Source organism: Roseovarius mucosus (assembly GCF_002080415.1).
Classification (GTDB): domain Bacteria; phylum Pseudomonadota; class Alphaproteobacteria; order Rhodobacterales; family Rhodobacteraceae; genus Roseovarius; species Roseovarius mucosus_A.
On the sequence record NZ_CP020474.1, the window covers coordinates 1,161,007 to 1,186,353 of the forward strand.

The 25,347-nt window shown below is 59.9% G+C and carries 26 protein-coding genes and 1 tRNA gene; 2 read left to right on the plus strand and 25 right to left on the minus strand.

The genetic code is table 11. The features are described 5' to 3' along the window. Position 1 precedes the first annotated feature (1 nt). The 18 genes from urtE to ROSMUCSMR3_RS05745 form a co-directional block, all read right to left on the minus strand. A complete protein-coding gene (gene urtE / locus ROSMUCSMR3_RS05655; protein ID WP_008280642.1) occupies positions 2-700 on the minus strand; it encodes an urea ABC transporter ATP-binding subunit UrtE in 699 nt (232 codons plus the stop codon). Further along, positions 700-1,449 carry an ABC transporter ATP-binding protein gene (locus ROSMUCSMR3_RS05660; RefSeq protein ID WP_081506706.1) on the minus strand — a complete coding sequence of 250 codons (750 nt, stop codon included), beginning with the start codon at positions 1,447-1,449 and terminating at the stop codon, positions 700-702. Before ROSMUCSMR3_RS05660 ends, urtE begins: the two co-directional genes overlap by 1 nt. Beyond that, positions 1,446-2,552 (minus strand): ABC transporter permease subunit, encoded by a 1,107-nt coding sequence (locus ROSMUCSMR3_RS05665; protein WP_081506707.1) that lies wholly within the window; start codon positions 2,550-2,552, stop codon positions 1,446-1,448. Before ROSMUCSMR3_RS05665 ends, ROSMUCSMR3_RS05660 begins: the two co-directional genes overlap by 4 nt. Positions 2,553-2,587: 35 nt before the next feature. Then, positions 2,588-3,469 carry an urea ABC transporter permease subunit UrtB gene (gene urtB / locus ROSMUCSMR3_RS05670; protein ID WP_008280646.1) on the minus strand — a complete coding sequence of 294 codons (882 nt, stop codon included), beginning with the start codon at positions 3,467-3,469 and terminating at the stop codon, positions 2,588-2,590. 77 nt (positions 3,470-3,546) lie between these two features. Then, positions 3,547-4,851: a transporter substrate-binding protein gene (locus ROSMUCSMR3_RS05675; protein ID WP_081506708.1), complete on the minus strand. Its 1,305-nt coding sequence runs from the start codon at positions 4,849-4,851 to the stop codon at positions 3,547-3,549. Positions 4,852-5,254: 403 nt separating this feature from the next. Then, the gene (locus ROSMUCSMR3_RS05685) at positions 5,255-7,498 is read right to left on the minus strand and encodes a nitric oxide reductase activation protein NorD (RefSeq protein WP_081506710.1); all 2,244 of its coding nucleotides are present in this window, start codon (positions 7,496-7,498) and stop codon (positions 5,255-5,257) included. Beyond that, positions 7,485-8,282, minus strand: a complete 798-nt coding sequence (locus tag ROSMUCSMR3_RS05690; protein ID WP_081506711.1) for a CbbQ/NirQ/NorQ/GpvN family protein — start codon at positions 8,280-8,282, stop codon at positions 7,485-7,487. Before ROSMUCSMR3_RS05690 ends, ROSMUCSMR3_RS05685 begins: the two co-directional genes overlap by 14 nt. A gap of 54 nt (positions 8,283-8,336) precedes the next feature. Further along, positions 8,337-9,380, minus strand: coding sequence for an aliphatic amidase (locus ROSMUCSMR3_RS05695; protein ID WP_008280651.1), 1,044 nt, complete (start codon positions 9,378-9,380; stop codon positions 8,337-8,339). Positions 9,381-9,428: 48 nt separating this feature from the next. After that, complete coding sequence (locus ROSMUCSMR3_RS05700; RefSeq protein ID WP_081506712.1) at positions 9,429-10,259, minus strand: urease accessory protein UreD; 831 nt, start codon at positions 10,257-10,259, stop codon at positions 9,429-9,431. Further along, complete coding sequence (gene ureG, locus ROSMUCSMR3_RS05705; protein ID WP_081506713.1) at positions 10,256-10,915, minus strand: urease accessory protein UreG; 660 nt, start codon at positions 10,913-10,915, stop codon at positions 10,256-10,258. Before ureG ends, ROSMUCSMR3_RS05700 begins: the two co-directional genes overlap by 4 nt. After that, entirely contained in the window at positions 10,912-12,624 is a 1,713-nt protein-coding gene (ureC, locus tag ROSMUCSMR3_RS05710; RefSeq protein ID WP_081506714.1) for an urease subunit alpha, read from the minus strand. The genes ureG and ureC overlap by 4 nt, the downstream gene beginning before the upstream one ends. Positions 12,625-12,626: 2 nt before the next feature. Continuing rightward, on the minus strand, positions 12,627-13,322 hold the full coding sequence (locus tag ROSMUCSMR3_RS05715; RefSeq protein ID WP_008280655.1) for an urease subunit beta: 696 nt from the start codon (positions 13,320-13,322) through the stop codon (positions 12,627-12,629). A gap of 29 nt (positions 13,323-13,351) precedes the next feature. Continuing rightward, entirely contained in the window at positions 13,352-14,035 is a 684-nt protein-coding gene (locus tag ROSMUCSMR3_RS05720; protein ID WP_081506715.1) for an urease accessory protein UreF, read from the minus strand. Beyond that, positions 14,032-14,496 carry an urease accessory protein UreE gene (ureE, locus tag ROSMUCSMR3_RS05725; protein ID WP_081506716.1) on the minus strand — a complete coding sequence of 155 codons (465 nt, stop codon included), beginning with the start codon at positions 14,494-14,496 and terminating at the stop codon, positions 14,032-14,034. Before ureE ends, ROSMUCSMR3_RS05720 begins: the two co-directional genes overlap by 4 nt. 373 nt (positions 14,497-14,869) lie before the next feature. Further along, positions 14,870-15,478, minus strand: coding sequence for an ANTAR domain-containing response regulator (locus ROSMUCSMR3_RS05730; protein WP_008280659.1), 609 nt, complete (start codon positions 15,476-15,478; stop codon positions 14,870-14,872). Continuing rightward, entirely contained in the window at positions 15,475-16,638 is a 1,164-nt protein-coding gene (locus ROSMUCSMR3_RS05735) for a transporter substrate-binding domain-containing protein (RefSeq protein WP_081506717.1), read from the minus strand. Before ROSMUCSMR3_RS05735 ends, ROSMUCSMR3_RS05730 begins: the two co-directional genes overlap by 4 nt. A 586-nt stretch (positions 16,639-17,224) precedes the next feature. After that, positions 17,225-17,301 (minus strand) — tRNA-His (locus ROSMUCSMR3_RS05740). A gap of 41 nt (positions 17,302-17,342) precedes the next feature. Next, positions 17,343-17,828: a GNAT family N-acetyltransferase gene (locus tag ROSMUCSMR3_RS05745; protein WP_081506718.1), complete on the minus strand. Its 486-nt coding sequence runs from the start codon at positions 17,826-17,828 to the stop codon at positions 17,343-17,345. A 77-nt stretch (positions 17,829-17,905) separates the two neighbouring features. Between ROSMUCSMR3_RS05745 and ROSMUCSMR3_RS05750 the strand changes: the two genes are divergently transcribed. Beyond that, positions 17,906-18,094 carry a DUF6324 family protein gene (locus tag ROSMUCSMR3_RS05750; protein ID WP_008280662.1) on the plus strand — a complete coding sequence of 63 codons (189 nt, stop codon included), beginning with the start codon at positions 17,906-17,908 and terminating at the stop codon, positions 18,092-18,094. Here the strand turns inward: ROSMUCSMR3_RS05750 and ROSMUCSMR3_RS05755 are convergent. From ROSMUCSMR3_RS05755 to ROSMUCSMR3_RS05780, 6 genes are all read right to left on the minus strand, one after another. Further along, the gene (locus ROSMUCSMR3_RS05755) at positions 18,089-18,532 is read right to left on the minus strand and encodes an MmcB family DNA repair protein (RefSeq protein ID WP_008280663.1); all 444 of its coding nucleotides are present in this window, start codon (positions 18,530-18,532) and stop codon (positions 18,089-18,091) included. The genes ROSMUCSMR3_RS05750 and ROSMUCSMR3_RS05755 overlap by 6 nt on opposite strands. A gap of 266 nt (positions 18,533-18,798) precedes the next feature. Continuing rightward, positions 18,799-19,128 carry a hypothetical protein gene (locus tag ROSMUCSMR3_RS05760; protein WP_081506719.1) on the minus strand — a complete coding sequence of 110 codons (330 nt, stop codon included), beginning with the start codon at positions 19,126-19,128 and terminating at the stop codon, positions 18,799-18,801. 182 nt (positions 19,129-19,310) lie between these two features. After that, entirely contained in the window at positions 19,311-19,793 is a 483-nt protein-coding gene (gene nusB / locus ROSMUCSMR3_RS05765) for a transcription antitermination factor NusB (RefSeq protein ID WP_008280665.1), read from the minus strand. Beyond that, on the minus strand, positions 19,790-20,335 hold the full coding sequence (locus ROSMUCSMR3_RS05770; RefSeq protein ID WP_081506720.1) for a 6,7-dimethyl-8-ribityllumazine synthase: 546 nt from the start codon (positions 20,333-20,335) through the stop codon (positions 19,790-19,792). The genes nusB and ROSMUCSMR3_RS05770 overlap by 4 nt, the downstream gene beginning before the upstream one ends. A gap of 5 nt (positions 20,336-20,340) precedes the next feature. Continuing rightward, positions 20,341-21,492 (minus strand): 3,4-dihydroxy-2-butanone-4-phosphate synthase, encoded by a 1,152-nt coding sequence (gene ribB / locus ROSMUCSMR3_RS05775; protein WP_008280667.1) that lies wholly within the window; start codon positions 21,490-21,492, stop codon positions 20,341-20,343. Positions 21,493-21,560: 68 nt separating this feature from the next. After that, positions 21,561-22,451 (minus strand): LysR family transcriptional regulator, encoded by an 891-nt coding sequence (locus ROSMUCSMR3_RS05780; protein WP_081506721.1) that lies wholly within the window; start codon positions 22,449-22,451, stop codon positions 21,561-21,563. A gap of 101 nt (positions 22,452-22,552) precedes the next feature. Here ROSMUCSMR3_RS05780 and glyA point away from each other — a divergent pair, with 101 nt between their 5' ends. Continuing rightward, positions 22,553-23,869 (plus strand): serine hydroxymethyltransferase, encoded by a 1,317-nt coding sequence (gene glyA / locus ROSMUCSMR3_RS05785; protein WP_081506722.1) that lies wholly within the window; start codon positions 22,553-22,555, stop codon positions 23,867-23,869. 238 nt (positions 23,870-24,107) lie between these two features. On the opposite strand, the gene ROSMUCSMR3_RS05790 is transcribed toward glyA, so the two are convergent. Further along, positions 24,108-25,286, minus strand: coding sequence for an IS5-like element ISRssp10 family transposase (locus tag ROSMUCSMR3_RS05790; protein ID WP_008281741.1), 1,179 nt, complete (start codon positions 25,284-25,286; stop codon positions 24,108-24,110). Positions 25,287-25,347: the final 61 nt, after the last annotated feature.

Sequence of the window (25,347 nt, forward strand, 5' to 3'; positions counted from 1 at the left end):
TTCAAACGGTCATGTGGCGGTCGACCATCTCGTCGGTGAGGTCGGAAATGACGCCGGATTCAACGATGCGCCCGTTGTCCATCATCACGAATTGATCCCCCAGATCGCGGGCCACTTTGATATGCTGTTCGGACAGGATCATGCTGATGCCCATCTTCTTGTTGAGCATGCGCAGCGTCTCTCCGATTTCGGCCACGATATTGGGTTGGATGCCTTCGGTGGGCTCATCCAGCAGAAGAATTTGCGGATCCACTGCCAGCGCGCGCGAAATCGCAAGCTGTTGCTGCTGCCCACCCGATAGCTCACCGGCGCGCCGGTTCAGGTTTTCGGCAAGGTAGGGAAAGAGATCCAGACAGATCTCTGGCACCTTGCCACTCCGATCTGCCTTGGCAAAAGTGCCAAGCAGGATGTTTTCGCGCACCGTAAAGTTGCCAAGGATCTGACGGCCCTGTGGCACATAGCCCAGCCCGTATTTCGCCCGCTCATCCGTGCGCGCCTTTGTCAGGTTGGTGTCCGAGACGGAGAGCGTGCCCGTCATTTTGTCGACAAGACCCATGATCGTGCGCAAAAGGGTGGTCTTGCCCACGCCATTGCGCCCCAAGACACACATGCAGGTGCCCTTGGTCACGCCGAAATCAATATCGCGTAAAATCTGTGTTCGCCCGTAGAACGACGACACCTTTTCCAGTTGCAACAGCATCAGTGTGCATCCTCCGTACCAAGATAGACAGCGCGCACGCGGTCGTCTTTTTCGATTTCCTCGATGCTGCCCTGCGCCAGAAGCGCCCCCATGTGGAGCACGGTGACCACGTCGGCGATCTTGCGCACAAAGCCCATGTCATGCTCGACGAGGATGATCGTATGGGTGCGCTTGAGCTTGTTGAGGATGTCGACCGTCAGCCCGATCTCGTTCTCGGTCATGCCGGCCACGGGTTCGTCGAGTAACAGGATCGCCGGATCCTGCATCAGCACCATGCCGATCTCGAGCCATTGGGTCTCGCCATGTGACAACAGCCCCGCCTCTACATCGAGACGTTTGGTCAAACGCACCTGCTGGGAAATCTCGTCGAGTTTCTCGGCGCATCCCTTGGCCCGCATCGAGAACATGTTGCGCAGCGCGTTCACTTCGCGGCTATAGGCAACCTCAAGGTTTTCACGCACGGACAACCCCTTGAGCACGGCAGGAATCTGGAACTTGCGCCCGATACCTTTGCGCGAAATCTCGTGCTCTCCCTTGCCGGTGATATCATCGCCATTGAGATAGACCTTGCCTGCGTCGGGTTTCTGGCGGCCACTGATCAGGTCGATCATGGTCGTCTTGCCCGCCCCATTCGGACCGACGAGACATTGCAGCGTGTTTTCCGCCACATCGAGGCTGAAGCCATTGATAACCTTGTTCCCGCCGAAACTTTTCTCGATGTTCACGACCTTGAAAAATCCGCCGATCATTTCAACACCTCTTTCCCGTCGCTGAATTCAAGGTTGGCGTGCTCGGCCTCCATCTTCAGCTTGGTGGTCCGCCCAAGAAGCGTTTCGACCAAGCCCGCAAGGCCGCCAGGCAGGAACCGCACCACAAGGATGAACGAGAACCCGAGGATCAGTATCCATGTGCTGAGAAACTGGTCGCCCACATAGCTTTGCGCGCCTTGAACCGTGAAAGCCCCAAACATCGCCCATATCAAAGAGTTGCGGCCCCCAAGCGCCACCCAGATCACAATCGAGATCGAGAACCCAACTTCGAATTGCGCGGGCGAAACATATTGTGTGAGCACCGCAAAGCAGCAGCCTGCGATGGCCGCGATCAAACCCGAGAGGGTGTAGACCAGCGTTTCGTAGATCGCGACATTGTAGCCAAGGAACCGGACACGTTCCGGATCGTCCTTGAGGGCGCGCACGATCAGGCCAAACCTGCTTTGATTGATGAGCTTTGCCGCCACAGTGCATGCCGCCAACAAGGCGAAGACGAACCAATACGCACCGCTTGAATAGGGGTCGATCTCGGTTTGGCCCAGCTTGAGCGAACTGGGCGGCGAAATGCCGTTCACGCCATTGGTGTAGGGTTGCAGATCAACGAAGATCGTCGCAAAGGCGCTGAGCGTTGCCAATGTCATGATCGCAAAGAACGGCCCCGACACGCGCGCCGTGAACATGATCCCACCAAAGATCAGGTAGAACACCGTTGGCACAAAAAGCGCGAGGAAGATGCCTGTCGAGGTGTTCTGGAAAGGCTGCCAGAGCAGCGGCAGGCTATCCAGACCGTTATTGAGCATGAAAGGCGGGATGGTGCCATCGGCCTGGGTCTGCATCTGCATGGTCATCGCCATGCAATAGGCACCCAACCCGAACGCTATGCCCTGACCCATGTTCAGGATGCCACCGCTGCCCCAACACAGGCTGATCGACACGGCGAGCATTCCATAGACACCGTAAATCGCAAGCTGATTCAGGAGGAACGCGTCGTTTGATATCAGGGGCACCGCGCCCAGAACCGCGAGAACGGCGATGTAGAAGAGCCATTGCAGCGTCTTGTTGTGATATGCGTTATGGGTCATTTTTATCAGTGCCTGTCATAAGATTGTGGTTTCTCTTAGCGACGCTTGCCGCTTGCCGAGATCAGTCCTTGCGGGCGGAATCTCAGGAAAACGACGATCAGCACAAAGATCAGGAACTTGGCGAAGGTGCTGTTGGTGATGAGCGCGAAGAAGGATTGCAACTCGCCAATCGCAAGGCTTGCAATGGCGCTTCCCAAAAGCGCGCCGCCGCCGGTCACAACCGTAAGGAAGGCCTCGACAACATAGCCCATGCCCATCGTCGGTAGAACGATGTTCAACGCGCCGAACAGGGCCCCGGCAACACCGGCAAGCCCGGCCCCCAAGGCAAAGGTAAAGGAATAGACCTGCCCCGAGTTGATACCGAAGGACGCGGCGATTTCGCGATTTTGCGTCACGGCTCGGATCTTGATCCCGAAATCCGTCTTGTAAAAGATAAGCCAGACACCCGCCGCAAGCACCAGCGCCATGAAGATGATAAAGACGCGGAACACCCCAAGACTCAGCCCGCCAACTTCGATATTCGACGACAGAAACTGTGGGATTTGGACATATTTCGGATCACTGCCAAAGATCAGGCGCGTTCCCTGAATAAGCACAAGAGACACCCCCCAGGTCGCGAGCAGCGTATCGAGGGGACGATTGTACAGATACCTTATGAGGGACTTTTCAATCGCAAAGCCGATTGCGCCCACCACGACAAAGGCGACCGGAATACATAGAAAATACGGCACGCCCATAAAGGTTTGCAGCGCATAGACCGTGTAGGCGCCCAGCATGATGAATTCGCCATGCGCCATGTTGATCACACCGGCGGTTCCGTAGATGATCGTCAGCCCAAGCGCCGCAACAAAGAAAATTCCGGCAATGCTCAGCCCGAGAATGAGCGAATTGGCGAAAGCAATAGACGAGATGTCCATTTCGTGCCCCCTGACATGAAGTAAGGATCGGTATGGAAGGCGTGGTAGCGGGCGCGTCCCGCCACCACGGGTCAGCATCAGATAACGTCGGTCCGAACAGTTCCGTCCGGTGCAACAAGACCATTCGCCTTGCACGTTCCGATATCGGGATAGATCGAGTACGGATCAGGAGCGACATGCGCATCCGCCTGCTTGACGATCTTGAAGCTGCCGTCAGACTGACAGATGCCAATCTTGGGAACCAACCAAGTGTTGAAGTTGTCTTCATCCACCCAGGTTTCGCCTTCTGGCGAGATATCCGCGCTCAGCTTTACGCCAGCGCAGGCATCGCGAACGCGGGCCGGTGTAACCTCTTCAAATCCGTGTTCGGCGATGGCCTTTTCCATGGCCGCTTTGAACACATATGCAGAGTTGTAGGTCTCGGACATGTTGTAATGGGTGACACCGTTCTTGCCGTAGGGGCTTGAGAGGAAGCCATCGACGAATTTCTCGTTCGTCGGATTGTCCAGCGCCATGAAATACGGGGCAGACAGGAAGTGACCAGCACCGTATTCCGCGCCCATCGCCTTGGTTTCGATTTCACCTGTTGTCAGCGAGGCAATCGGCATCTTTTCCGCATCGAACCCAGCCTGCTTGAACTGGCGGTGGAAGGCGATGTCAGACGCGCCCACCACGGTCGAGAAAATGAAATCAGGCTGCGCTTCGCGGATCTTGTTCAGAACCGGTCCGAACTCTGAATCCCCAAGCGGGATGTATTCCTCACCCAGCAATTCGCCGCCCGCGTTTTCCAGCCATATTTTCGCGTTCTTGTTCGACTCTTTCGGCCAGACATAGTTGGAGCCGACAAAAAAGACCCGCTTGCCGAAGTTTTCGACCATGTAGGGGATCAAGTCTTTGGAGTGCTGGTTGGCCAGCGGACCCGTGCAGACGGTATTCTGCGTGCATTCCGCCCCCTCGTAACAGGTTGGGTAGAACAGCAGGTTGTCACGCTGCATCACGATGGGAAGGATCGCCTTGCGGCTGGCAGAGGTATAGCAGCCGAAAATCGAAATAACCTGATCACGCAGGATAAGTTCGCGCGCCTTTTCAGAGTAGACACTGAAATCGGATTTGGCGTCGATGATCACTGGCTCGATCGGAGAACCGGCGATGCCGCCTGCCGCGTTGATTTCGTCGATCGCATATTGCATGACCAGCGTCGAGTCTTCCTCTGGCACCGCCAGACCGCCCGTAAGCGAGAACAGAACGCCGACCTTGATCGGCTTACCCTCGGTCAACGTGGCACCCCAAGCGCCACGCGATTTGGGAATCCATATTCCCGGTGCCGCAAGTGCGCCCGCCATTGCCGAAGTCTTCAGAAATTTCCGTCTGCTGAATTTCATCTTCTTGTTCCTCTCTGTGGGTTTTTCTAGCTTGCCGGCTGGTTGTTTTTTTGCCGTGCAATTACAGAAATTTGGCAACCATCCCGAAGTATCGTCAAGCAATTAAAATTAATAAGGGGAATATTTTATTCCTGTTGAGAAAAAATTAGACACAAGTCTTACTGCCCCAAGGGACTGCCTAAATTTGTGAAAAACTGTCTAATTTTAATGCGTTACGTGAACTACATCGGACTGAACTTTAGCGCGAAATACCGAGCCTGCTTGATGCTGATCGGGTGATTCTCTTGCTGCGGTGACAGGCCGCTTTCCAGGTTGCAAAGCTTGCGCGTGGAATGGCCTGCACACCCTACCGACAGGCAGGTCTTTACAGGTGCGAACGGCATTGAAAGGCGGTGCATCCGGGTCATCGTGTCATCCTCAGGTAAAACGCCGAAAGGGTGCTTGGCAGAGTTGCGATGTCGGTGATCTGGACGCAGGATTTGCGCCCAAAGATCTCTGACTGGCGCTGACCGGCATCCGGGCCTAGGGCCACGCACACAGCGTCGATCCCTTGACTGCGCATGGTTTGAACAGCGCGTCTTGCATCCGCGACCAGATACTCTGGGTCTGCCACATCAATGTCAGACGGTGCGCCATCAGTGACCAAAAGAACAAGTTTGCGATACCGCGACACGTCTTGCATACGTTGAGAGGCAAAGCGCAGCGCAGCGCCGATGCGCGTTGAATACCCCGGGCGCAGCCCGGCCAGTGCCCGCCCCGTTGCCTCATCCAAAGGCGAGCCGAATGTCTTGATCGGGATCACACGGACATCATGCCGTCCCGCCGAGCTGAATGCCGTGATGGCGAGATCGTCGCCCAGTTGCAGCATCGTGCCAGCAAGGATCGCAGCGGCATCGCGTTCCATATCCAGAATGCTTATGCCCGGCGCGGCAAGGTCCGCTGTTGATTGCGAAATATCCAGAACAAGATGCACCGCAATCGACCGCTCTGGCGGCAAGATGCAGGCGTAGACCCGATCATCCGGTTGCCGCGCGGCCCGGATGGCGATCACCGCATCAACGGCGGCGTCAAGATCAAGGGTCTCTCCCTCGGCCTGTTGCTTCAGCCTGCGTCTTTTGCCCGCCTCGTTCTTCACGATCACGTGGTTGATGCGCGCAATCGTGGTCCCATGCCGCTGCCGCAGCGCATCCCAGAATCCATGATCCCCGGCGACCGGTTCATAGCTGTTCACCGTCACCCAGTCGTCGCGCTCGATACCCGCGCAATGATCATATTCTGGCAGGCAGGATACCTTGCGCCCCCCTTCAAGGGGCGCGCCGATGATCTTGACTGTGTCCAACCGGGCCTGCGCATCTGGCACAGTCTGCTCTTGCGTGCGGTCCTGCGGTCGGTTGTCGAATTCGCTGTTCCGCGCGGTGTGCAAATCGGCTTCGATCTCGTCCGAGGGGGGCGGCGTATCCGGGTCATCCGGCAAGTCCCAAAGACCGAGATTGTCGTCACGATAGGCGGGCTGAACCACATAGCTCAGCGCATCGAACTGAACGCGGATCTGACCGAGATCATTGCCCAGAATATTGCCGATTTCTCGCGATATGGCCGGATCGTCCAAACGTTCGGACGCGGCATCGAACATCGCAACACCTTTGCGGATCCATCCGTGGGTGGGGCAGGACGCCGGATCAATCAAGGCCCGCGCAAGACCGGCAAAAAGGTTTGGTGCCGTCGCAAGACCGTCAAACCGCGCAGTATGAAACGGCAACCACAAGCGAATGAGGCCCGGCATATCGCGCAAAGCAAGCGCTTCCACCCGCGCATCCTCGATCAACGAGATAACGGCAAGCTGCAGCGGTTTGAGCTGCCCCAATGGAAAGCGCGGCCCGCCATAGGCGGCATGCGCGCCGACATGCGCAAGCGCGGCGCGGTAAAGCTGCTGTTCCTGTCCTTTGAAGCCCGGAAACGACGCAGGCATCCTGATGATACCGTCCGAAAAGCCCGTCCGCCGCGCCCGGCGGTTCGACGCATCTGCGACCGCTTCGCGCAGAACCGGCGCGTGCCGCCAAAGAGCGGTGTGAAAAGACGTAAGCCCAGCCTCAAGGCTTGGGAAATTCGCCTCTCCTGCGTAGCGTTCGAGCAGGCGCTGCGCCTCGGGTGTCTCTAGCCGGAAAAAGCCCAAGGCCTGATCGGTATCGAGCCCGCCCACCATCAGCCCGGTTTCGGTCCAAGCGCAAAACCCTTCTAGGCCAAGACGGTCGAGCAGCAGGTCCGCGCGGTCAAGCACCGCACCGACAGCCTTGGGGCGGCGGCCAAGAACCGCGGCGATCATCCCGCGCCACTGCTGAAAATCGGCCGCATTGCGCAGCTTCACGGCCATCGCGGGACACAGGTCGAGATAGGTCGCCGCAAGGCGGGGCCGCGCCTTGATCGCGATCCGCGAGGCATCCGCAGCAATGGCGATGGCCTGCGCAGATCCCGCATGTTCGGCCACGCGCGGTGCTGCGGATGCAAAGGCGCGCGCGACCCCTGCGCCATATCCTGCGCCGTTCAGGCGATCATAGGCGCGCAGATACGCGTCACGGTCCGGGCCAGCAAAGGCCTGACAAATGGCCGGCGTCAGCGCCTCGGCCTTTATCCCGTCAGATACAAGCATCAACAGCCGCCGACAGGGTTGAACGCATCTCGGGATCGTCCGTTATTGGGGTGATCACCGCGAATTTGCAGGCTTGGGTGATGGGAAGCCCCGCAACCATCAAGCGGCCTGCGTGAATGAGCATCCGGGTGGATGCGCCTTCGTCCAGTCCCTTGCCCCGCAGGTTGCGGCTCTTGCCCGCGATCCGCGTCAAACGCTGTGCATCCTGCGGGTTGAGCCCGGATTCAGAGGCGATGATATTCGCCTCGATCGTGGCTGCCGGATAATCGAAATCCAAGGCGCAAAAGCGTTGCTTGGTCGACTCCTTTAGGTCCTTGAGAACGCTCTGGTAGCCGGGGTTATAGGAAATCACCAACTGGAAATCCGGGTGCGCGCGGACCAGTTCACCCTTCTTTTCCAAGGGCAGGATGCGGCGATCATCGGTCAAGGCGTGTATGATGACGGTCGTGTCCTGACGCGCCTCGACGATTTCATCCAGATAACAGATACCGCCTTCGCGAACCGCCCTTGTCAGGGGCCCATCCTGCCAATACGTGCCCTCGGCCCCCAAGAGATAGCGCCCGACGAAATCAGAGGCCGTCATGTCTTCGTGGCATGCCACCGTGACAAGTGGCTTGCCCAGTTTCCACGCCATATGTTCGACAAACCGGGTCTTGCCGCACCCGGTCGGTCCCTTGAGCATCACGGGCAAGCGCATTTCATACGCGGCCTCATAAAGCGCAATCTCATCCGCACTTGGGTGGTACCGGGGCTCTTCGGTCAGGCGGTACGTTTCGAGTGACATGCTGTTTCCATCAAAAAGGGGGGTCGGCGGACGTTCCGCCGACCAGACTGTCGATTACCGATGCGTTTCCTTGGTTTTCTCGTTCGGGATGCCGTCGATCGGGCATTCCTCTGATCCGACGGTGGAACGGGTCATGGCCTCGACCATCTCGCGCGTGCCTTCGGGGTCTTCGACCCATTTGCGATAGAAATCATAGGGCATTTCTGCGGTGCCCTTGTCCCCATCGCCCGAGTTGATCATCCCCGTGTAGCCACGATGCACGAGTTTGAAGAGGTGGTTGTTGGATTGCAGCGTGCGCCGCGCTTCGCGGATCGCCGTGACCGAGAGGGGCGCAAATTGAATGCCCATTTCCTCGGTCCCGCACTCTCCCAACGTGCGCCCGTCAAAGCCGCAGATCGTCGAATGACCAAAGAAGCTGAACACACCGTCAAAGCCGGTTGCATTGGCCACGGCGACATAGGTGTTATTGGCCCAGGCCATCGCCTTGGCCATGGTGATCTGCTGTTCCTTGGCTGGATACATATAGCCCTGACAACGCACGATCAGTTCGGCACCCTTCATCGCGCAATCGCGCCAGATTTCGGGATAATTGCCGTCATCACAGATGATCAGGGAAATCTTGAGCCCTTTGGGGCCTTCGCTGACATAGGTGCAATTGCCCGGATACCAGCCCTCGATGGGCACCCAAGGCATGATCTTGCGGTATTTCTGAACGATTTCACCCTTGTTGTTCATCAGGATGAGCGTGTTGTAGGGGGCTTTGTTCGGGTGCTCTTCGTGCCGCTCGCCGGTCAGCGAAAACACCCCCCAGACATCCGCCGCAATGCAGGCCTGGGCAAAAATCGCCGTCTCCTCGCCCGGGATTGACGCGGCAGTCTCGTACATTTCCGTCTCGTCATACATGACGCCATGAGAGGAATATTCAGGGAAGATCACCAAATCCATGCCCGGCAGGCCGCGCTTCATGCCCTTCAGCATCTCCGCGATCTTGTGGCAGTTCTCGATCACCTCGGCCCGCGTGTGCAGCCGGGGCATTTTATAGTTCACCACCGCGACTCCGACGGAGTCGTGGCTGCTTGCGATATCACCGTGATGCATTGTGTTTGATCCTTCTGATTTCAGGAGTGGCAAATGTGGTGGATTGGGTCATTTCCGGCGCTCCGCAGGTGGCTGACCGTCCAACACGGTCGCGGCGGCCCGCCACAAGGCGGCCATCACTTTGGACAGCGCAGCCCCGTCCGGGGCTAGAAAACGGATGAGGGCGATATCCCGGTCACTGAACACAGACAGGCCGGCATAAACGCCGGGCACGGTGTCTGCCGCACGTTGCATCTGCGCGCCCGCATCTGCACACCCGACGACAATCATCATCCCCGAACACGCGAACCCACCCGTACGGGCGGGCCAGTCGGAACCGCATAGATCAAAGCGATCAAGCAGCACCGTCCCCTCGGGGCTGATAAGTTCAACCTCGTTCTCAAGCCTTGAAAACGGTCGTGCATGCCCCTCGGGATCGTGGCTGAGTTGCGCATCCCCCAGGATCACGCGAGCCTCCCGTCCAAACCTCGCCGTCACACGGTTGCAGAACTTGGCACCGGTCATCAGGATCGCGGGATCGGGCAGGTAATCCAGCCGAGCACCCTCCGCTACATCGAGACAGACCGTTTGCCGGGCCCCCTCTCGTCCGCGCGCGTCATGCACGATGGTCGAGGCCTGTGTCGTGACATGCACCTGCGCCCCCGCATCAAGCCCGATTTCAAGCGACAGGTCATCGCCCGCATAGACCCCACCCGACGACGATTGCAGATAGAGCGTTGCCATTCCCTTCGGGTCACCCGCATGGTAAAAGGGCCGCGTGATGTGAAACGGATGCGGCGTGAACTGCCGCGCAAGAAATGTGCGCCCACCAAGAGCACGAAACCGAAGCTCCGCCGCAACCGGGCGCGCGCCGAGGCCTATCGCGCCAATGGCGTTCAAGACGCGACCCCCCGAAACAGCAGCTCACGCGCCAGCATGTCGACGATTTCGTCCACGCCGGTGATGCGGGCCCCTTTGCAGCAACAGCCGATCACGGGCGCCTTTGCCCTGATCTCGCGCGCCTCAATCAGGATTTTATCCGCATCAACAAAGACATGCGGCGCAAGGTCCAGCTTGTTGATGACCAAAAGATCGCATTGCAGGATGCCGGGGCCGCGTTTGCGGGGGATATCGTCGCCCTGCCCCACGTCGATGACGAACATCCACCAATCCACCAGATCAAGCGAGAAGGTCGAGGCAAGATTGTCGCCCCCTGACTCGATCAGGATCAGATCAAGCCCGGGAAATCGGGCCTCTAGATCATCAGCGGCAGCGATGTTGAGGGTCGGGTCCTCGCGGATCACGGTGTGCGGGCAGGCCCCGGCCTCGACGGCAGATACGCGGTCTGGATCTATCAGGCCGCTGGCCTGCAAGCGCCGGGCATCCTCTTTGGTGACAAGGTCATTGGTCACCACGGCCACCTCGATCGCACGCGCCTTAAAGACCGGCATCATCGCCTCGATAAGCGCCGTCTTGCCCGAGCCGACAGGCCCGCCGATCCCGATCCGGGCAGGACCGGGATTGTTGCTTTTGCTCAGGGGAATAAAATGGTTCATCGCAGCATATACCTTTGCGTAAGCGGCAGGCTTTCCGCTGGCTCGCAGGTGGCAAGAACGCCATCCACGAACACCTCGAAGGTCGCGGGATCCACGGTGATGTCAGGACAGGCATCGTTGAGGAACATGTCCGATTTGCGCAGCGTCCGCGTGCCCTGCGCCGGCAACAACGCCTTGGTCAGGCCTAGCCGCTGCGCCAGACCGCCATCAATAGCGCGGGGATTCACGAAACAGGCCCCACAGGCTGGCGCGGCCTTGCCGAAAGACCCCCATTGCGGTCGCATCATCAGCGGCTCGCAGGTCATCAGCGAGGCGGCACTATCCCCCATCGCGCCCCATGCGATAAAGCCGCCCTTGACCACCAACTCGGGCTTGATGCCGAAATATCCCGGCTTCCACAGCACGACATCCGCCATCTTGCCCGGTTCAAGAGACCCGATGTGATCGGCAATGCCAAAAGATCGCGCGGCGTTGATCGTGTATTTCGCGATGAACCGTTTGATCCGGTGATTATCGCCTTTTGCTACGGTTTCTTCGGGCAGACGCCCGCGTTGAACCCGCATCTTCGAGGCAAGCTGCCATGTTCGGGTGATAACCTCGTGAATGCGGCCCATCCCCTGACTGTCCGAGCCCAGCATCGAGATGGCACCGATATCGTGCAGCACGTCCTCGGCGGCGATAGTCTGCGCGCGGATGCGGCTTTCGGCAAAGGCCACATCCTCGGGGATCGACGGATTCAGGTGATGGCACACCATCGTCATATCGAGATGTTCGTCGAAGGTGTTGATGGTGAAGGGGTTTGTCGGATTGGTTGACGATGGCAGGCAGTTCGCCCGCCCCGCCACCGTAATGATATCGGGGGCATGGCCGCCGCCCGCGCCCTCGGTGTGATACATGTGGATCGTGCGATCCCCGATGGCCCGCAGCGTATCCTCGACGAACCCGCTTTCATTGAGCGTGTCGGTGTGAATCTGCACCTGAAAATCAAGCGCATCGGCGACTGTCAGGCAGGCATCAATCGCTGCCGGCATGGATCCCCAGTCTTCGTGGATCTTGAGACCCAGACAGCCGTTCTCGATCTGCTCGACCATCGCGTCGGGCTGATGGGCGTTGCCGCGCCCCAAGAACCCGAAATTCATCGGCCAATGCTCGGCGGCCTGCAGCATTTTACCGGTGTTGAACACGCCGCCACAATCAATCCCGACTGTGATCGGCCCCAAGGACCCGCCCAGCATCGTCGTGATACCTGACGACAGCGCATGCTCTACCAGTTGGGCACTGTCGAAATGCACGTGCACGTCAATTGCACCCGCCGTCGCGATCATGCCTTCGGCGTCACGCACGGTGGTGCCAGCCCCCACGATCAGGCGCGGATCAACCCCGTCCATCGTCGCCGGATTGCCTGCCTTGCCAATGGCGACGATCTTGCCGTTCTTGATGCCGATATCGCCTTTGACGATCCCGACGACCGCGTCGATCACCACGACATTGCAAATCAGCATATCGAGCGATCCGCCCGCACTTGTCACGCCCACGGCCATCCCAAGCCCGTCGCGCAGGGTCTTGCCGCCCCCATGCAGGCATTCGTCCCCATAGACCGTGAAATCATGCTCGATCTCGGCCCATAGCTCGGTATCGCCAAGGCGGATCATGTCGCCCGTGGTGGGGCCGAACATCGCCGCATAGTCCGCTCGCGTCATCTTTACCATGATCAGGCCCCCTTGAATCCCGCAGCGCGTGCGCGTTCTAGCGCCGCGATCTTGTTGGCCTCGTTGACCTCGCCATTTGTCAGATTGTTCAGCCCTGTCAGCCGCTTCTCACCGCCAAAGGTGCAAAGGCTGACCTCTTTTTCCTGTCCCGGTTCGAACCGCACGGCTGTGCCCGCAGGAATATTCAGCCGAAAGCCGAAGGCGGCGGCGCGGTCCATGTCCAGCGCCTTGTTGGCTTCGAAAAAATGATAGTGACTGCCAACCTGCACCGGGCGATCCCCGGTGTTGCGCACGGTCAGGGTGATCGTTTCACGCCCGGCATTGAGCTCTATCTCACCCTCCGCGACGCGGAATTCGCCGGGTCTGATCTCGGCATCCGCCACGGGGTTTGCACCGGGGCGGATCGGATCATGAACCGTGACCAGCTTGGTGCCATCTGGAAAGACGCCCTCGACCTGTATCATGGGAACAAGATCGGCAACGCCGGGCATCACATCGTCCCGCGTCAGGATTGTCGATCCATAACTGATAAGCTCGGCCACGCTGCGCCCGTCGCGCGCGCCCTCTAGGATTTCGTCGCAAATGATGGCAATTGCCTCAGGCGCGTTCAGCGCCAGGCCACGGTCACGACGCCGCCGCGCCAGTTGCGCAGCGGTGAAGATCGTCAAGCGTTCAAGTTCGGTCGGTGTTAAAAGCATTCCGTATCCTTGATCCTCATCATGGTCTTTCAGGTCGCAAAAAGGCTGGCATGCGCAGTGGGGCGGCGGACGGCGGCAATCTCGGAGAGGGGTGAAAAACTCCCCGGTTTCTCGGGGCATGGCGTGCTCAGGTCTTTGGCCATCGTCGGCGCGATCTGAGCCAGCAGCGACTGCGCCTCAATGGCTCCTAGCGAGCCAAGGCGCACCGCAGCCGAGGTGAACGCCGTGACCACCCCGTTCAGCGCACCAGCCTGGGCCTGCAAGGGCGACAGCCCCAAGCCGGCGGCCACGACACCTTGCACCACCGGCTCATAGCCCCCCGCATGGCACCGCATGGCCTGAGCGATGGCCGCGTTGAAGCTGGCAACGAATGGCGTGCCGATACGGCTATGAACGGACAACAAAGAGCGTCCAATCCTGCGCGAGGCGTCCGCCAACCGGTCCGAGGTGTTCTGAACGTGGCACCGCGCATCAATGTCCAAAAGCTGCTGCGGATCATGGGCCGCGTCCATCGCGCAGAGCAGGAAGGGGCGATCAAAGCTGAACCATCGAGGGATGATCTGATGCGTGAGTATCCGGTGAACACCTGTGGCATCGCGCACCTTGCCCTCGTTCGTGAGGGTCTCAAGCCCGGACGAAAACGCAAAGGCCCCCGAAGGAAAGGCGCTATCGGTCGTCTGCAACATCCTGAGCAGAGACAAGGCACCCGTCATGGCACAGCGACCTCAGCGGTGCGCAGGGGGCGGATTTCACCCGACTGAATCATCGGCTCCAGCCGGTCGAGATAGACGCGCCGCTCAGTCTCGACAGCGATCAAAAGCACATCGCCCTCAAAACGCACCCGCCAATGCAGGTTGCCCGCGAAATACCCCAATCTGAGCGCTGTGGCCGCATCCCGCGCCACAAACCGCAGCCAGTCCTCGGTCTCGACGCGCACCACGAGTGCCGCAGAGGCCTTCAATTCCAGAATTGCACCATCAAACAGCTGTTGGCTTCGGGGCAGCGCAATCGCAATCTCGCGCCCCGCATCCGTTAGGCCCCGAAATCGGCGACGCGCCAGATCGGACCGGGACAGGCGCAGGTGGTCAACCGCATGGGCGTGGTCCAACCGGTGCAGATCCTCGCGGAAACCGGGTTGATCGGCCGCACCGATGATGTCGGAGAATATGTTCATAGCATGCGCCCACGACTAGAGACGCACCTGCAATGCAAGCGGTGAAGCATAGCCTTACTCCTGGAAGGTCGGCGTGTTGAAACTCCGTCAAAACCGAGCACGCCGATGCGAAAAGTGAATTTGCCGGTGAAAGCCAGAACAGGATTGTAATGCTCACGCGCAGGCGTTCAGCACATCAAGTTATGGCTCAGATCAGACATAAGACGGTGACCCTGCATTCATCATGCAGCCTTTCGGAGGTCAGATCCCCTAAGGGGCGGTCAGGCTTGGATACGACACTGCATCCACCGTCATCAACGCGCAGGGTCATAGTAAGATTGCGCGTTCAGCCTTCTTCCGTGTTGGCAAGCAGCTATGGTTGCCAACGATTTAACTATACATCGCTTCGCTTCATTGACAATAGCTCACTCGCGCTGATGATCGCTTGGGCCATGTCATCTATGGAAATACGCTTGGACATTGCCTGTTCTCTAAGCACTCGATGCGCATCACACTCGCTAAGATTGTGCATTTCCATCAAAATCAGCTTGGCCTTGGCCAAAGCCTTCTGACCTCTGATCTTTTGTTCCAGCCGCTCGATCTGTTCTTGATAGGCAAGCTGCTGCTGCCAAATCGCACGCGCGAGGGCAAGATTGGTCAGCACGCCAAAGCTCTTGACGGGCTTTGAGGTGGCAGCCGTCGCATTCAAATCCAGCAACAGTTGCAGCATGGCCGGGTTTTCGTAATTCACCAAACCGATGATGGTCGGCCCCGGCTTCCCGGTTCGCTTCAACATCGCTTTGATTTCTTCATGGTGGTCACAGAACAGACCGATGAACGCCACGTCGATCTGCTCGGCCAGCGTGTTGGGTGGCGGCCATGCCAGGGATTTGCGGCAACCGATCCGGCCAAGTTGGTCAAGGATCATCATGCCATCCTCATCGGGGGGATGCACCACGACGACTTCAATCTCACGAAGGTTTTTTAATCGAAAGATGCTCATGATAGGCTGCTCTTGGCAAAAGCGGCATGTGAAAGGGCAACTGGATCTTCCAGCTGGATAAGATAAGGCGAGGGGATCACCGGCGAAGACGCTTCCCGCACGATCCGGAACTTGCCATCGGCATCGACAATGGCGACCCTAGGCCACAACACCGTGTGATTTGTTGCCGCGTCCACGCGCACCAAGCCCTGCGGGGCCTCTAGTGAGAAGGTCGGCAGAACACGCAACAGATCGTCGCGATCGGTTCCCCCGGCCTGCCGTACGGCCTCTGCGAATAGCTTGATCTGAAAATAGGCAGCCTCCGCCTCGGCGCAAAGCGATGCCTCTTCCCCGAAACGCTCCCTGAAGCGCGTGACGAAGCGGCGGTTCACGTCACTGTCGATCACGCTGAAATACGGAGCCGCCTTGATATTGCCCTCTGCCGCACTTCGGCCCATCGCGGCCATCTCAGGTTCGCCCGCAGTAACCGAACAAATGGGCATGATCGTCCTGTCAAACCCCGCGTTGTCATAAGCCCTGTAGAAATCAACGGCATCCGTTCCGACCAACGTGGAAAACACGATGACAGGCTGGCTTTGCTTGATCCGGTTGATAACGCAGTCGATCTCGTCGCCGGACGAACCCAATGGGATATAGACTTCATCCACAACATCCGCGCCGCGATTAGAAAGAAGATCACGCATCAGACGGTTGATTTCGTATGGAAAAATGTAATTCGAGCCAACAAAGAAAAAGCGGCCGCCATAGGTCTGCGTCATGAAATCGGCGAGCCATTTGGCGCTCTGATTGGGGGTTGCACCAGAATAGATGCATCCCTTCGCGTATTCGAATCCCTCGTAATGTGTCGGGTAGAACAAGGTCGACTTGTGATCGTTCACGGTCTGCAGCACGGCCTTGCGGCAAGAGGACATGTAGCAACCAAATAGGGCATCTACCCGCTCCTCGGACAGCAATCGGGCACCTTCTGCCCGGAACGCGGCAGGATTGGATCGCGTGTCACAGCCGGAAAACAAAAGCTCTTCGCCCAGAAGCCCACCATCCTGATTTATCTCTTCAACAGCCAATATGGCCGCTTCTCGCTGCTGGCTTTCAACCACGGACGTCACGCCGGTTCTGGAATAGAGAAAACCGATCTTGACCGGCGTTTTGTCGAGATTCATTGTCTTTCCCCGTGCAGGGGTAACACATCAGCCATCACTGACCGCGTGCCCCATCGCGAAAGTCCTTGTCCGAACCTGATGCTCTTACCCGACGAGGTAAGCACAGCGATTTTGCAAATGACGCAAGCATTTGCGCTTTAAACGGGGCCGAACATGCACTGACTTGTCCGCCGCGCCGAAAAATTAAGCAGCCCCAACAGGATTTGCCTGTTTTTCTAATAGATCGCAGCCTGAGGACATAAACGGCGCGGATACCCTGACGTCAGAGCCGCGTGGTGCAGAACTGAGTGTTCCAGAGGCGGCGGTGCTCAGGGTGCCCAGCCGGGCTTCGGGGCCACCTCTCACGTTTTCAACCAAATGCGGTGTCTTGAGATCATGGCTACACCCGCGGGCATTGGCGGCGTCAAATCGGCCCAGACCAAAGCCCGCGTGGGAATCACCTGAGGCGCAAACTCAAACGCTCAAGGCGCTCGCCACTACGAGTTCCAAGGGTTGATGTCGTGGCCATACCGTTGGTCTCGAGGGACATTCCCCAAAGATCCCAACATCTAGGCGGCATACCTGTACAAATTCGTAGATTTTTTGATGGTACCGCCTCCCTGGCTTGAACAGGGGACCTCTGGATCCACAATCCAGCGCTCTAACCAACTGAGCTAAGGCGGCACTGGGGGGCGATTTAGCTTTACCGTCTTCGGAATGCAAGTCTAATGAAAGGCGATGTCCCAGGTTTGTTCCAGTAAATCACAGCCATAGGCCCGCACCGGACGCGTTTGGGCAATCTGCCACCCATTGCGCGCGTAAAGGGCACAGGCCGCGCGGTGGCTCTCATGGGTGGCCAGCGTCATGCCCGCATAGCCCTTGGCCCGCGCAAAATCCATGCAATGCCCCAGCATCCGCTGACCAAGCCCCCGACCCCGCGCCTCTGGCTCCAAGAGAAAGAGCCGCAGCTTGGCCACATCGGCACTCTGCGCCACGCAGAAGATCGAGCCAAGCCGCCGCCCCCCCGCCTCGGCAATCCAGCCTGCTTCCCGTGCAGGATCGTGCCGCGCCAGATAATCCGTGATGATCTTGGCCACAAGCGGCGCGAATGTGCCGTCAAACCCCGCCTCACGCGCATAAAGCGTCCCATGACGCTCTATCAGCCAAGGGGCATCCTCTGATTGGAACAGGCGCAACGTGATCGTATCCATACCCCCAGCAAAGCGCCAAGACGCTTGTCAATCAAGGGGGAAAGGGATAGCACGCCCGTTGTTGCAAGGAGAGCGCCATGGGTATCAATTCAGAGAGCGACATCGAGGCCAACCTCCAGATCGGGCCGACCGATCAAGGCATGGTCCGCCTCTATATCGAGGCGCAGGGCATTGACCTTCCGATGGATTTCACGCCCGAAGAGGCCGAGGAAATCGCCCAGGAAATCATCGCCTCCGCTCAGGCGGCGCGCGCCAAGGGCTCATAAGCGCGGATCAAGCAGCGACTGCAGCCGCCGTGCCGCGTGCCGCGCGAATTTCCGCGTAAGCGCGGCGCGACGCGCGCCCGCAAGCCGGGTTTCGGGCCCCATGCGGATGATCTCGGCGCTATAGGCATCAGCCAGAATCAGGCCGGTGCCCTCTGGCAGCAAATCCACCGGAAATTCGGCATCCACCGCCCAGAAATAGCGGTCACACCATTGCAGATAGCCCTGCCATTTGGCATCCGCCATGAAATCGGCACGGCTTGATTTGCACTCGATCACCCAGATCTCGCCCTTGGGACCCAGCGCCATCACATCGACGCGCCGCCCCCGCTCGGGCACAAATTCTACTATCGAATCAAAATCATGGCTGCGCAGGTGGCGGCACACGCCCCGCGCCAGAACCTGCCCCGGTTGCAGCATCTGATCGGTTCCAAAATCCATGACGGGATTATGAACAAACCACGAACGCGCGCAACCCCTTGTCGAAGGGCAAACAAAGGCTTACCTCTGGGGCGTGACGGGTGCTGTTCTTCTCGATAACGGTTGCATTCCAGTGGCCTTAAGCAATTCCGAGGGAATTGGCTCTGTCTGGACCCTGGTCCAGTTACCCGATGCCCACCTGTACATACAGGTCCTCGGGAATCATACCACCGAACGGTTGCTACGGGCCCGTCACACCCCTGATGCAGGTCGGAATTGCGCGGCGCTCAGCGCCGCGGTGCCGGGCGACGCCGGTCATCCACGCGCACCGGAATCGCCATATATTCCCGCGCCATGACACCTTGACGATGGCCACCGCGCGGCTCGTCGTCATCGTCATCCTTCATCCGCATGATTGCGATGGCGAATTGCACGCCAGCAAAGACGATCCCATTGGCGAACCACAGGACGACAACCGCCAAAAGCCCTTTGTCGGAATGTGTCACCAGATGCCACAGGTTCGCGACATTGAACCACAGCAACATGGCAACAAAGGCCCCCGCGATGCCAAAACCGATGGCGACCTGCGTGATATAAAGGCGGACAAGCTTGGGCATTTGACGACTCCTTTGCTTACAGGCTGAGTCTACGCCTTTGGCACGGGATTACAAGTCAGCGCCCCGCGACCCTTTCACCCTATGGCTTCATTTGGCCGAAAAACTTTTGTGGCGCGCCGGTATCATGCCAATTCTGCGCGCGCAAAGGCAACGGGCCGGCCTCAATGCGCGCAGCCCGAGGATCAAAACGCCTCGGGCCGTGCCTCGCGCGCCATATGATCCAGAACGGCATTGACGAATTTCGATTCCTTGCCGTCCGGATAGAACGCCTTGGCGACATCGACATATTCCATGATCACCACCTTGGGCGGTGTGTCGGATTGCACCAATTCCGCCCCTGCCGCGCGAAAGAGCGCGCGCAGCGTCGGATCAATCCGGGCGATCGGCCACTTCGCCACTAGGGCGCGGTCGGTCATCTGATCAATCTTGGCCTGCCAGCTGACCGCATCGTCAAGCAGCTTGCGAAAGAGGTCAACATCGCCCTCGGCCATGTCCACGCCTTCATCCACCTCGGCACCAAAGCGGAAATCGAGAAATTCCTCGCTCACCGTGTCCGAGCTCTGGCCGGAGTGTTCCATCTGAAACAGCGCCTGCACCGCATAAAGCCGGGCGGCGGATTTCATCTGGCGCTTGCGGTTGCCAGAGAGGGCGGGATCGGTGGTCATGCGACGGGTTTGCCTTTTGTTGCGCCTGCGATCTGGATGTCATCGGTCGCAGGCTTGAATCCCACGCCCTTGCGCGGGCCGCCCCATTTACGGGCCAAAGCCACCAGATGCAAGGCCGCCGCTGCCGCCCCCGCGCCCTTGTTCATGGCCTTTGGATCGGCGCGCACCTCAGCTTGGGCACGGTTTTCCACCGTGAGGATCCCATTGCCGATGCACAGGCCCTGCAAGCCCAACAGCGTGATACCGCGCGAGCTGTCGTTGCACACTGTGTCGTAATGCGTGGTCTCGCCCCGGATCACACAGCCCAATGCGACATAGCCGTCAAAATTGGCCATACGCTCGGCAATGCCGATGGTGGTGGGGATTTCCAGCGCGCCGGGCACTTCGGCAATCTCAAAGGTGCCGCCTGTCGCCTCGATTTCCGCCGTGGCCCCGGCAATCAGATTGTCTGCAATGTCGCGATAAAACGGTGCCACGACGATCAGGATCTTGACCGGCTTGTCGAATTCCGCGCGCGGCAGGGTGTATTCGTGTTCCGCCATCTTTTTCACTCCTCCGTCAGGGGCCGGGTGCCGGTGATCGAAATGCCATAGGCATCCAGCCCCAGATACCGGGTTTTCGGACTATCGGTCAGCAGGATCAATTCCCGAATACCCATTGTCGACATGATCTGCGCGCCAAGGCCCGTGTGTTTGATCGTGCGCGGCGCATCCTCATCCTCCATCTCGCCTGCCAGCTTGGGACGGGGTTGGCGGAACAGGAACACCGCACCGCGCCCCTCGCGGGCGATGATCTCCATCGCGCGCGGCAGCTTGCCTGTGGGACCGTGGGCGCGTTTGCTCAGGCCGATGCCCAGCACATCCTCAAGCGCATTGAGCGCATGGGTACGCGCCAGCACGGGCCGCCCATCTGTGATATCGCCCTTGCTCAGGACCACATGCTCGGTTTGGGTGATCTGATCGGCAAAAATCCGCATGTCCCACGCGCCCCCATGGCTCGAGGTTACGGATTCCCGGCGCATTTCGATGATCAGATTGTCATGCTTGTGGCGATAGGCGATCAGGTCGGAAATGGTGCCGATTTTCAGATCATGCTTGGCGGCAAACTCGATCAGGTCGGGCAGCCGCGCCATAGAGCCGTCTTCCTTCATGATCTCGCAGATCACCCCCGACGGGTTCAGCCCCGCGAGCCGCGCGATATCCACCGCCGCCTCGGTATGACCGGCACGCACCAGCACGCCGCCGCGCCGGGCCCGCAAGGGAAAGACATGCCCCGGCGTCGCAATCGCCGCCATGGTGTTTTGCTCGTTGATCGCCGTGGCGATGGTCAGCGCCCGGTCGGCTGCGGAAATGCCGGTGCTTACCCCTTCGCGCGCCTCGATAGAGACGGTAAAGGCGGTCTCGTGGCGCGAAGAATTATTGACTGCCATCAGCGGCAATCCCAGCCGGTCAATCCGCTCGGCCGTCATCGGCAGACAGATCAGGCCACGCCCATGCATCGCCATGAAATTCACCGCCTCAGGCGTGGCAAATTCGGCGGCGATCACCAGATCGCCCTCGTTCTCGCGGTCCTCATGGTCCACGAGAATAAACATGCGGCCCGCGCGCGCCTCTGCGATGATCTCTTCGGTGGGCGCGATGGCATGGCGCAAATCGGCCTCGACGGGGCCGGGTTTCTCGAATGGAACGGTGTCGGACATGGGCGCGCCCTCCGGGGTGTTGCAACCCGGCCCGGATACCGCAGCCGCGCGGCAATGGCCAGAGGGGATCAACCCGTGACCTGCCCCCCAAGCAACGCCAACACCCGCGCCAGATCGGCGCGGGGCGGATCAAAGGCCGGATGTTCCAGCACCAGCGCCTTGCCCGTCGCCACAGCCAGATCAAAGGGCGCGACAAGGCTGCCGTCGTCCAAGGCGCTCTGCACAAGACTTTGATGCCCCATCAACACCCCCGCCCCATGCCGCGCCTCCTCTAACGCGATGGCATAAAGCGAATAGCGCGGCCCGGTGGTGGGCAGGCTGATGCCCGGCAGCCTCGCCCGCGCCCAAAGCGCCCAATCCTCGGACCAGAGCGCATCATGCAACAGCGTTTGCCCCATCAGATCGGCAGGGCTGCGCAAACCTGCGGCCATCTCGGGCGCACAGACCGGCAGGATCATATCCTGCGCCAGCACCTGTTCGCCCCGCGCGCCCGTCGGGGGCCGGATGAAAAGGCTAAGATCAAAGAGATCCCGCGCCAGATTGGGCGGGTTCTCGATCGCCGAGACGGAAATATGCAACGACGGCAGCGCCGCACGCACCACAGGCAGGCGCGGCGAGAGCCAGAGTTGCGCCACCGATGGCAGCGCCGCGATATGCAACGCGCCATGGCGCGCGGCACTCCGCAGGCCATACACCGCCGCCCCCATCGCATCAAAGGCCGTGGCAAACCCCGGCAGCGCCTCTGCCCCCAACGCCGTCAGCCGCACCCCCTGCGAGCGACGCTCGAAAAGGTCCGCACCAATCCACGCCTCCAGCGCGCGGATATGCTGCGAAATCGCACCGGGGGTGACGCAAAGCTCTTCAGCGGCATTGGCAAAGCCGCCCAAACGCGCGGCCGCCTCGAACGCGCGCAACGCATTGAGCGGCGGCCCCTTGGGGCGCGGAGGAGATACAGACATTTTCTAGCCTTAGTTTTTCTACGCTGATATTTACATATTCTCATTTGCGCCGTCCAGACCGCCACGCCATCCTGCCGGAAACCGATCCAGAGGAGACCGCCATGACCCTTGCCCGCCGCCCTTGGGTGCCCCCGCTATGCGAAGACCTGATCCAGACGCTTGCCACCCGCACCGCCACCCAAGACGCAGGCACCATCGCCGCGCGCCTCGAGGCGTTGGCGCAGGACAATCGCCACATCCACAATGCTGAATGCTTCAACCTCAACCCCGCCACCAATGTGATGAACCCGCGCGCCGAGGCGCTTTTGGCCTCTGGCATCGGGTCGCGCCCGTCGCTGGGCTATCCAGGGGACAAATACGAGATGGGGCTCGAGGCGATCGAGGAAATCGAGGTTATCGCGGCAGAACTCGCCGCCGAGGTGTTTGATGCCCGCTATGCCGAAATCCGCGTGCCGTCGGGGGCCATCGCCAATCTCTACGGTTTCATGGCCACCTGCAAACCCGGCGACACGATCATTGCGCCGCCCGCCAGCATCGGCGGTCATGTCACCCATCACGGGGCGGGCTGTGCCGGGCTCTACGGGCTGCGTATCCTAGAGGCCCCAGTTCACGCCGATTGCTATACGGTCGATGTCGACGGGCTGCGCGCCTTGGCCAAGGCCGAACACCCCCGGCTGATCACGCTTGGCGCGAGCCTCAACCTACAGGAGCACCCCGTGCGCGAGGTGCGCACAATAGCCGATGACGTCGGCGCGCATCTGCTTTTTGACGCGGCGCATCAATGCGGCATCATCGCAGGTGGCGCATGGAAAAACCCGCTGCATGAGGGCGCGCATCTGATGACGATGAGCACCTACAAAAGCCTCGGGGGGCCTGCCGGGGGCCTCATCGTCAGCAATGACACTGCTCTGGCGCAAGCGCTGGATGCCATCGCCTTTCCGGGCATGACTGCCAATTTTGACGCGGCGAAATCGGCGGCTCTGGCGGTGACGCTGCTGGATTGGCGCAGCCATGGCCACGCCTATGCCGCCCAGATGATCGCCGTGGCGCAGGCGCTTGCCACAGCCCTCGAGGCCGAGGGCCTGCCCGTCTTCAAGGCCGGGGGCATCGCCACGGCCTCGCACCAATTCGCCATCGCGGCGGCGGGGTTCGGCGGCGGTCAGGCCGCATCCAAGACGCTGCGCCGCGCGGGCTTTCTTGCCTGTGGCATCGGCCTGCCGATGACACCTGTGGCGGGCGACATGAACGGCCTGCGCATCGGCACGCCGGAATTGGTCCGCTGGGGGGTAACGCCAGAGCATGCGCCGCGCATGGCCGCACTGATCGCGCGGGCGCTGCGCGGCAATGACCCCGATGCGCTGCGCCCAGAGGTCTCAGACTGGCGCCAGAGCTTTGACCGGCTGCATTACATCACCTGAACCGCGTTAGAGCGGGCTGCGTCTGATCGGGCTCACATCGCCCCGGCCCCCGAGCCGGGGCCTCTACCCTGCCTCGGCGAGGTTCCGGATCAAGCCCGGAACGGGTGTGGTTTCGATGGGGCGCACCGCGCTCTAACAGGCTGCTGAAGAAGTCAGCCTTGAAGGACGTTATTCTTCCCCCACGGTTTGAAGGTGGCTCTTTGCGACTGCGGACGCCGGGTCGGGTTTGCCCCCTTCGTCAGGGGGCAAGGAGTTTCGGTAGTCTGGCCAGATTGCAGGCTGCCATGGTCATTGTGAATTGGGCGCGGACCCTGTCGAGGCCGCGATGAACAGTCTGGGCCATGCCGCCCACGGTCTTGGCCCAGCCAAAGGGTTCCTCGATCTTCTTCCGGCGCCGCTGTGACAAGGCATAACCGGGATGCTGGGTGGTTCGCCCGTCGATTGCGGAACTCCGGGCCTTCTGCGCGACATGTGGCGTCACAACCATGCGCCTGAGTGCGGCAACAAAGTTGGCGCTGTCATATCCCTTGTCTGCTCCAAGCGTCAGGCGCCGGGTCGAGCCAGGGGAGTGTCGGTTGATCATCTCGAGGGCCGCCTTGCGCTCGCCGTAACCATCGGCATGGGTCAAATCGGCCTGCACGATCAGCCCGTTGCGGTTCTCCATCAGCGTATGTCCCATGAAGCACAATGTCGCCGCGGCACCCGGTGCCTTCTTGTAGAGACGGGCATCGGGGTCCGTCACAGAGATGTGGGTTGCGTTCGAGCGCTTCTGGCCCCGGAAGTTCACTGCGGCGTTGCGGATATGGCGGGGCGTGTCGGGCATCGGCTGCGTTTCTGTCTGCTGGGGCTGCGGTTCGGTGTTTGCGAAGGTCGCGTCGGCCGGTGGTGGCGGTCCGCCAGGATCATCGTCATGCGGTGGCGGCGCGCTGTTCCTGGGCTGAAAGCTCTTCATGGACGCCCACGCCTTGACCAAAGTGCCGTCTACCGAGAAGTGTTCATCCGAGAGGAGCGGACGGACCTCCGGGTGCGCCAGGATCGCCGCCATCAGCTTGCGCGACATGTCGGTCGTCAGCAGCCGATCGCGGTTCTTGGTAAACACCGTAGGAACCCAGACCGGATCGTCGATGCCAAGGCCGACGAACCACCGAAACAGCAGGTTATAGTTCATCTGTTCCATCAGCTGCCGTTCCGAGCGGATCGAGAACAGGAGCTGAAGAAGGCTCGCACGGATCAGTCGCTCCGGCGCGATGGAGGGGCGGCCAAAATCGGTGTAGAGCGCGGCGAACTCGGCATCCAGGCTGGCCAGCGCGTCATTGACGACCCGACGGATCAACCGCAGCGGATGACGATCCGGAACCCGCTGCTCAAGATCAACATAGCTGAACAGCGACCCGCTTGCCTCGTCCGTCCCACGCATCGCCACCTCCTGCTGCCGCTGCCATGCCGGAAGTGAATCATGTTCTCATAACCGCGTCGAG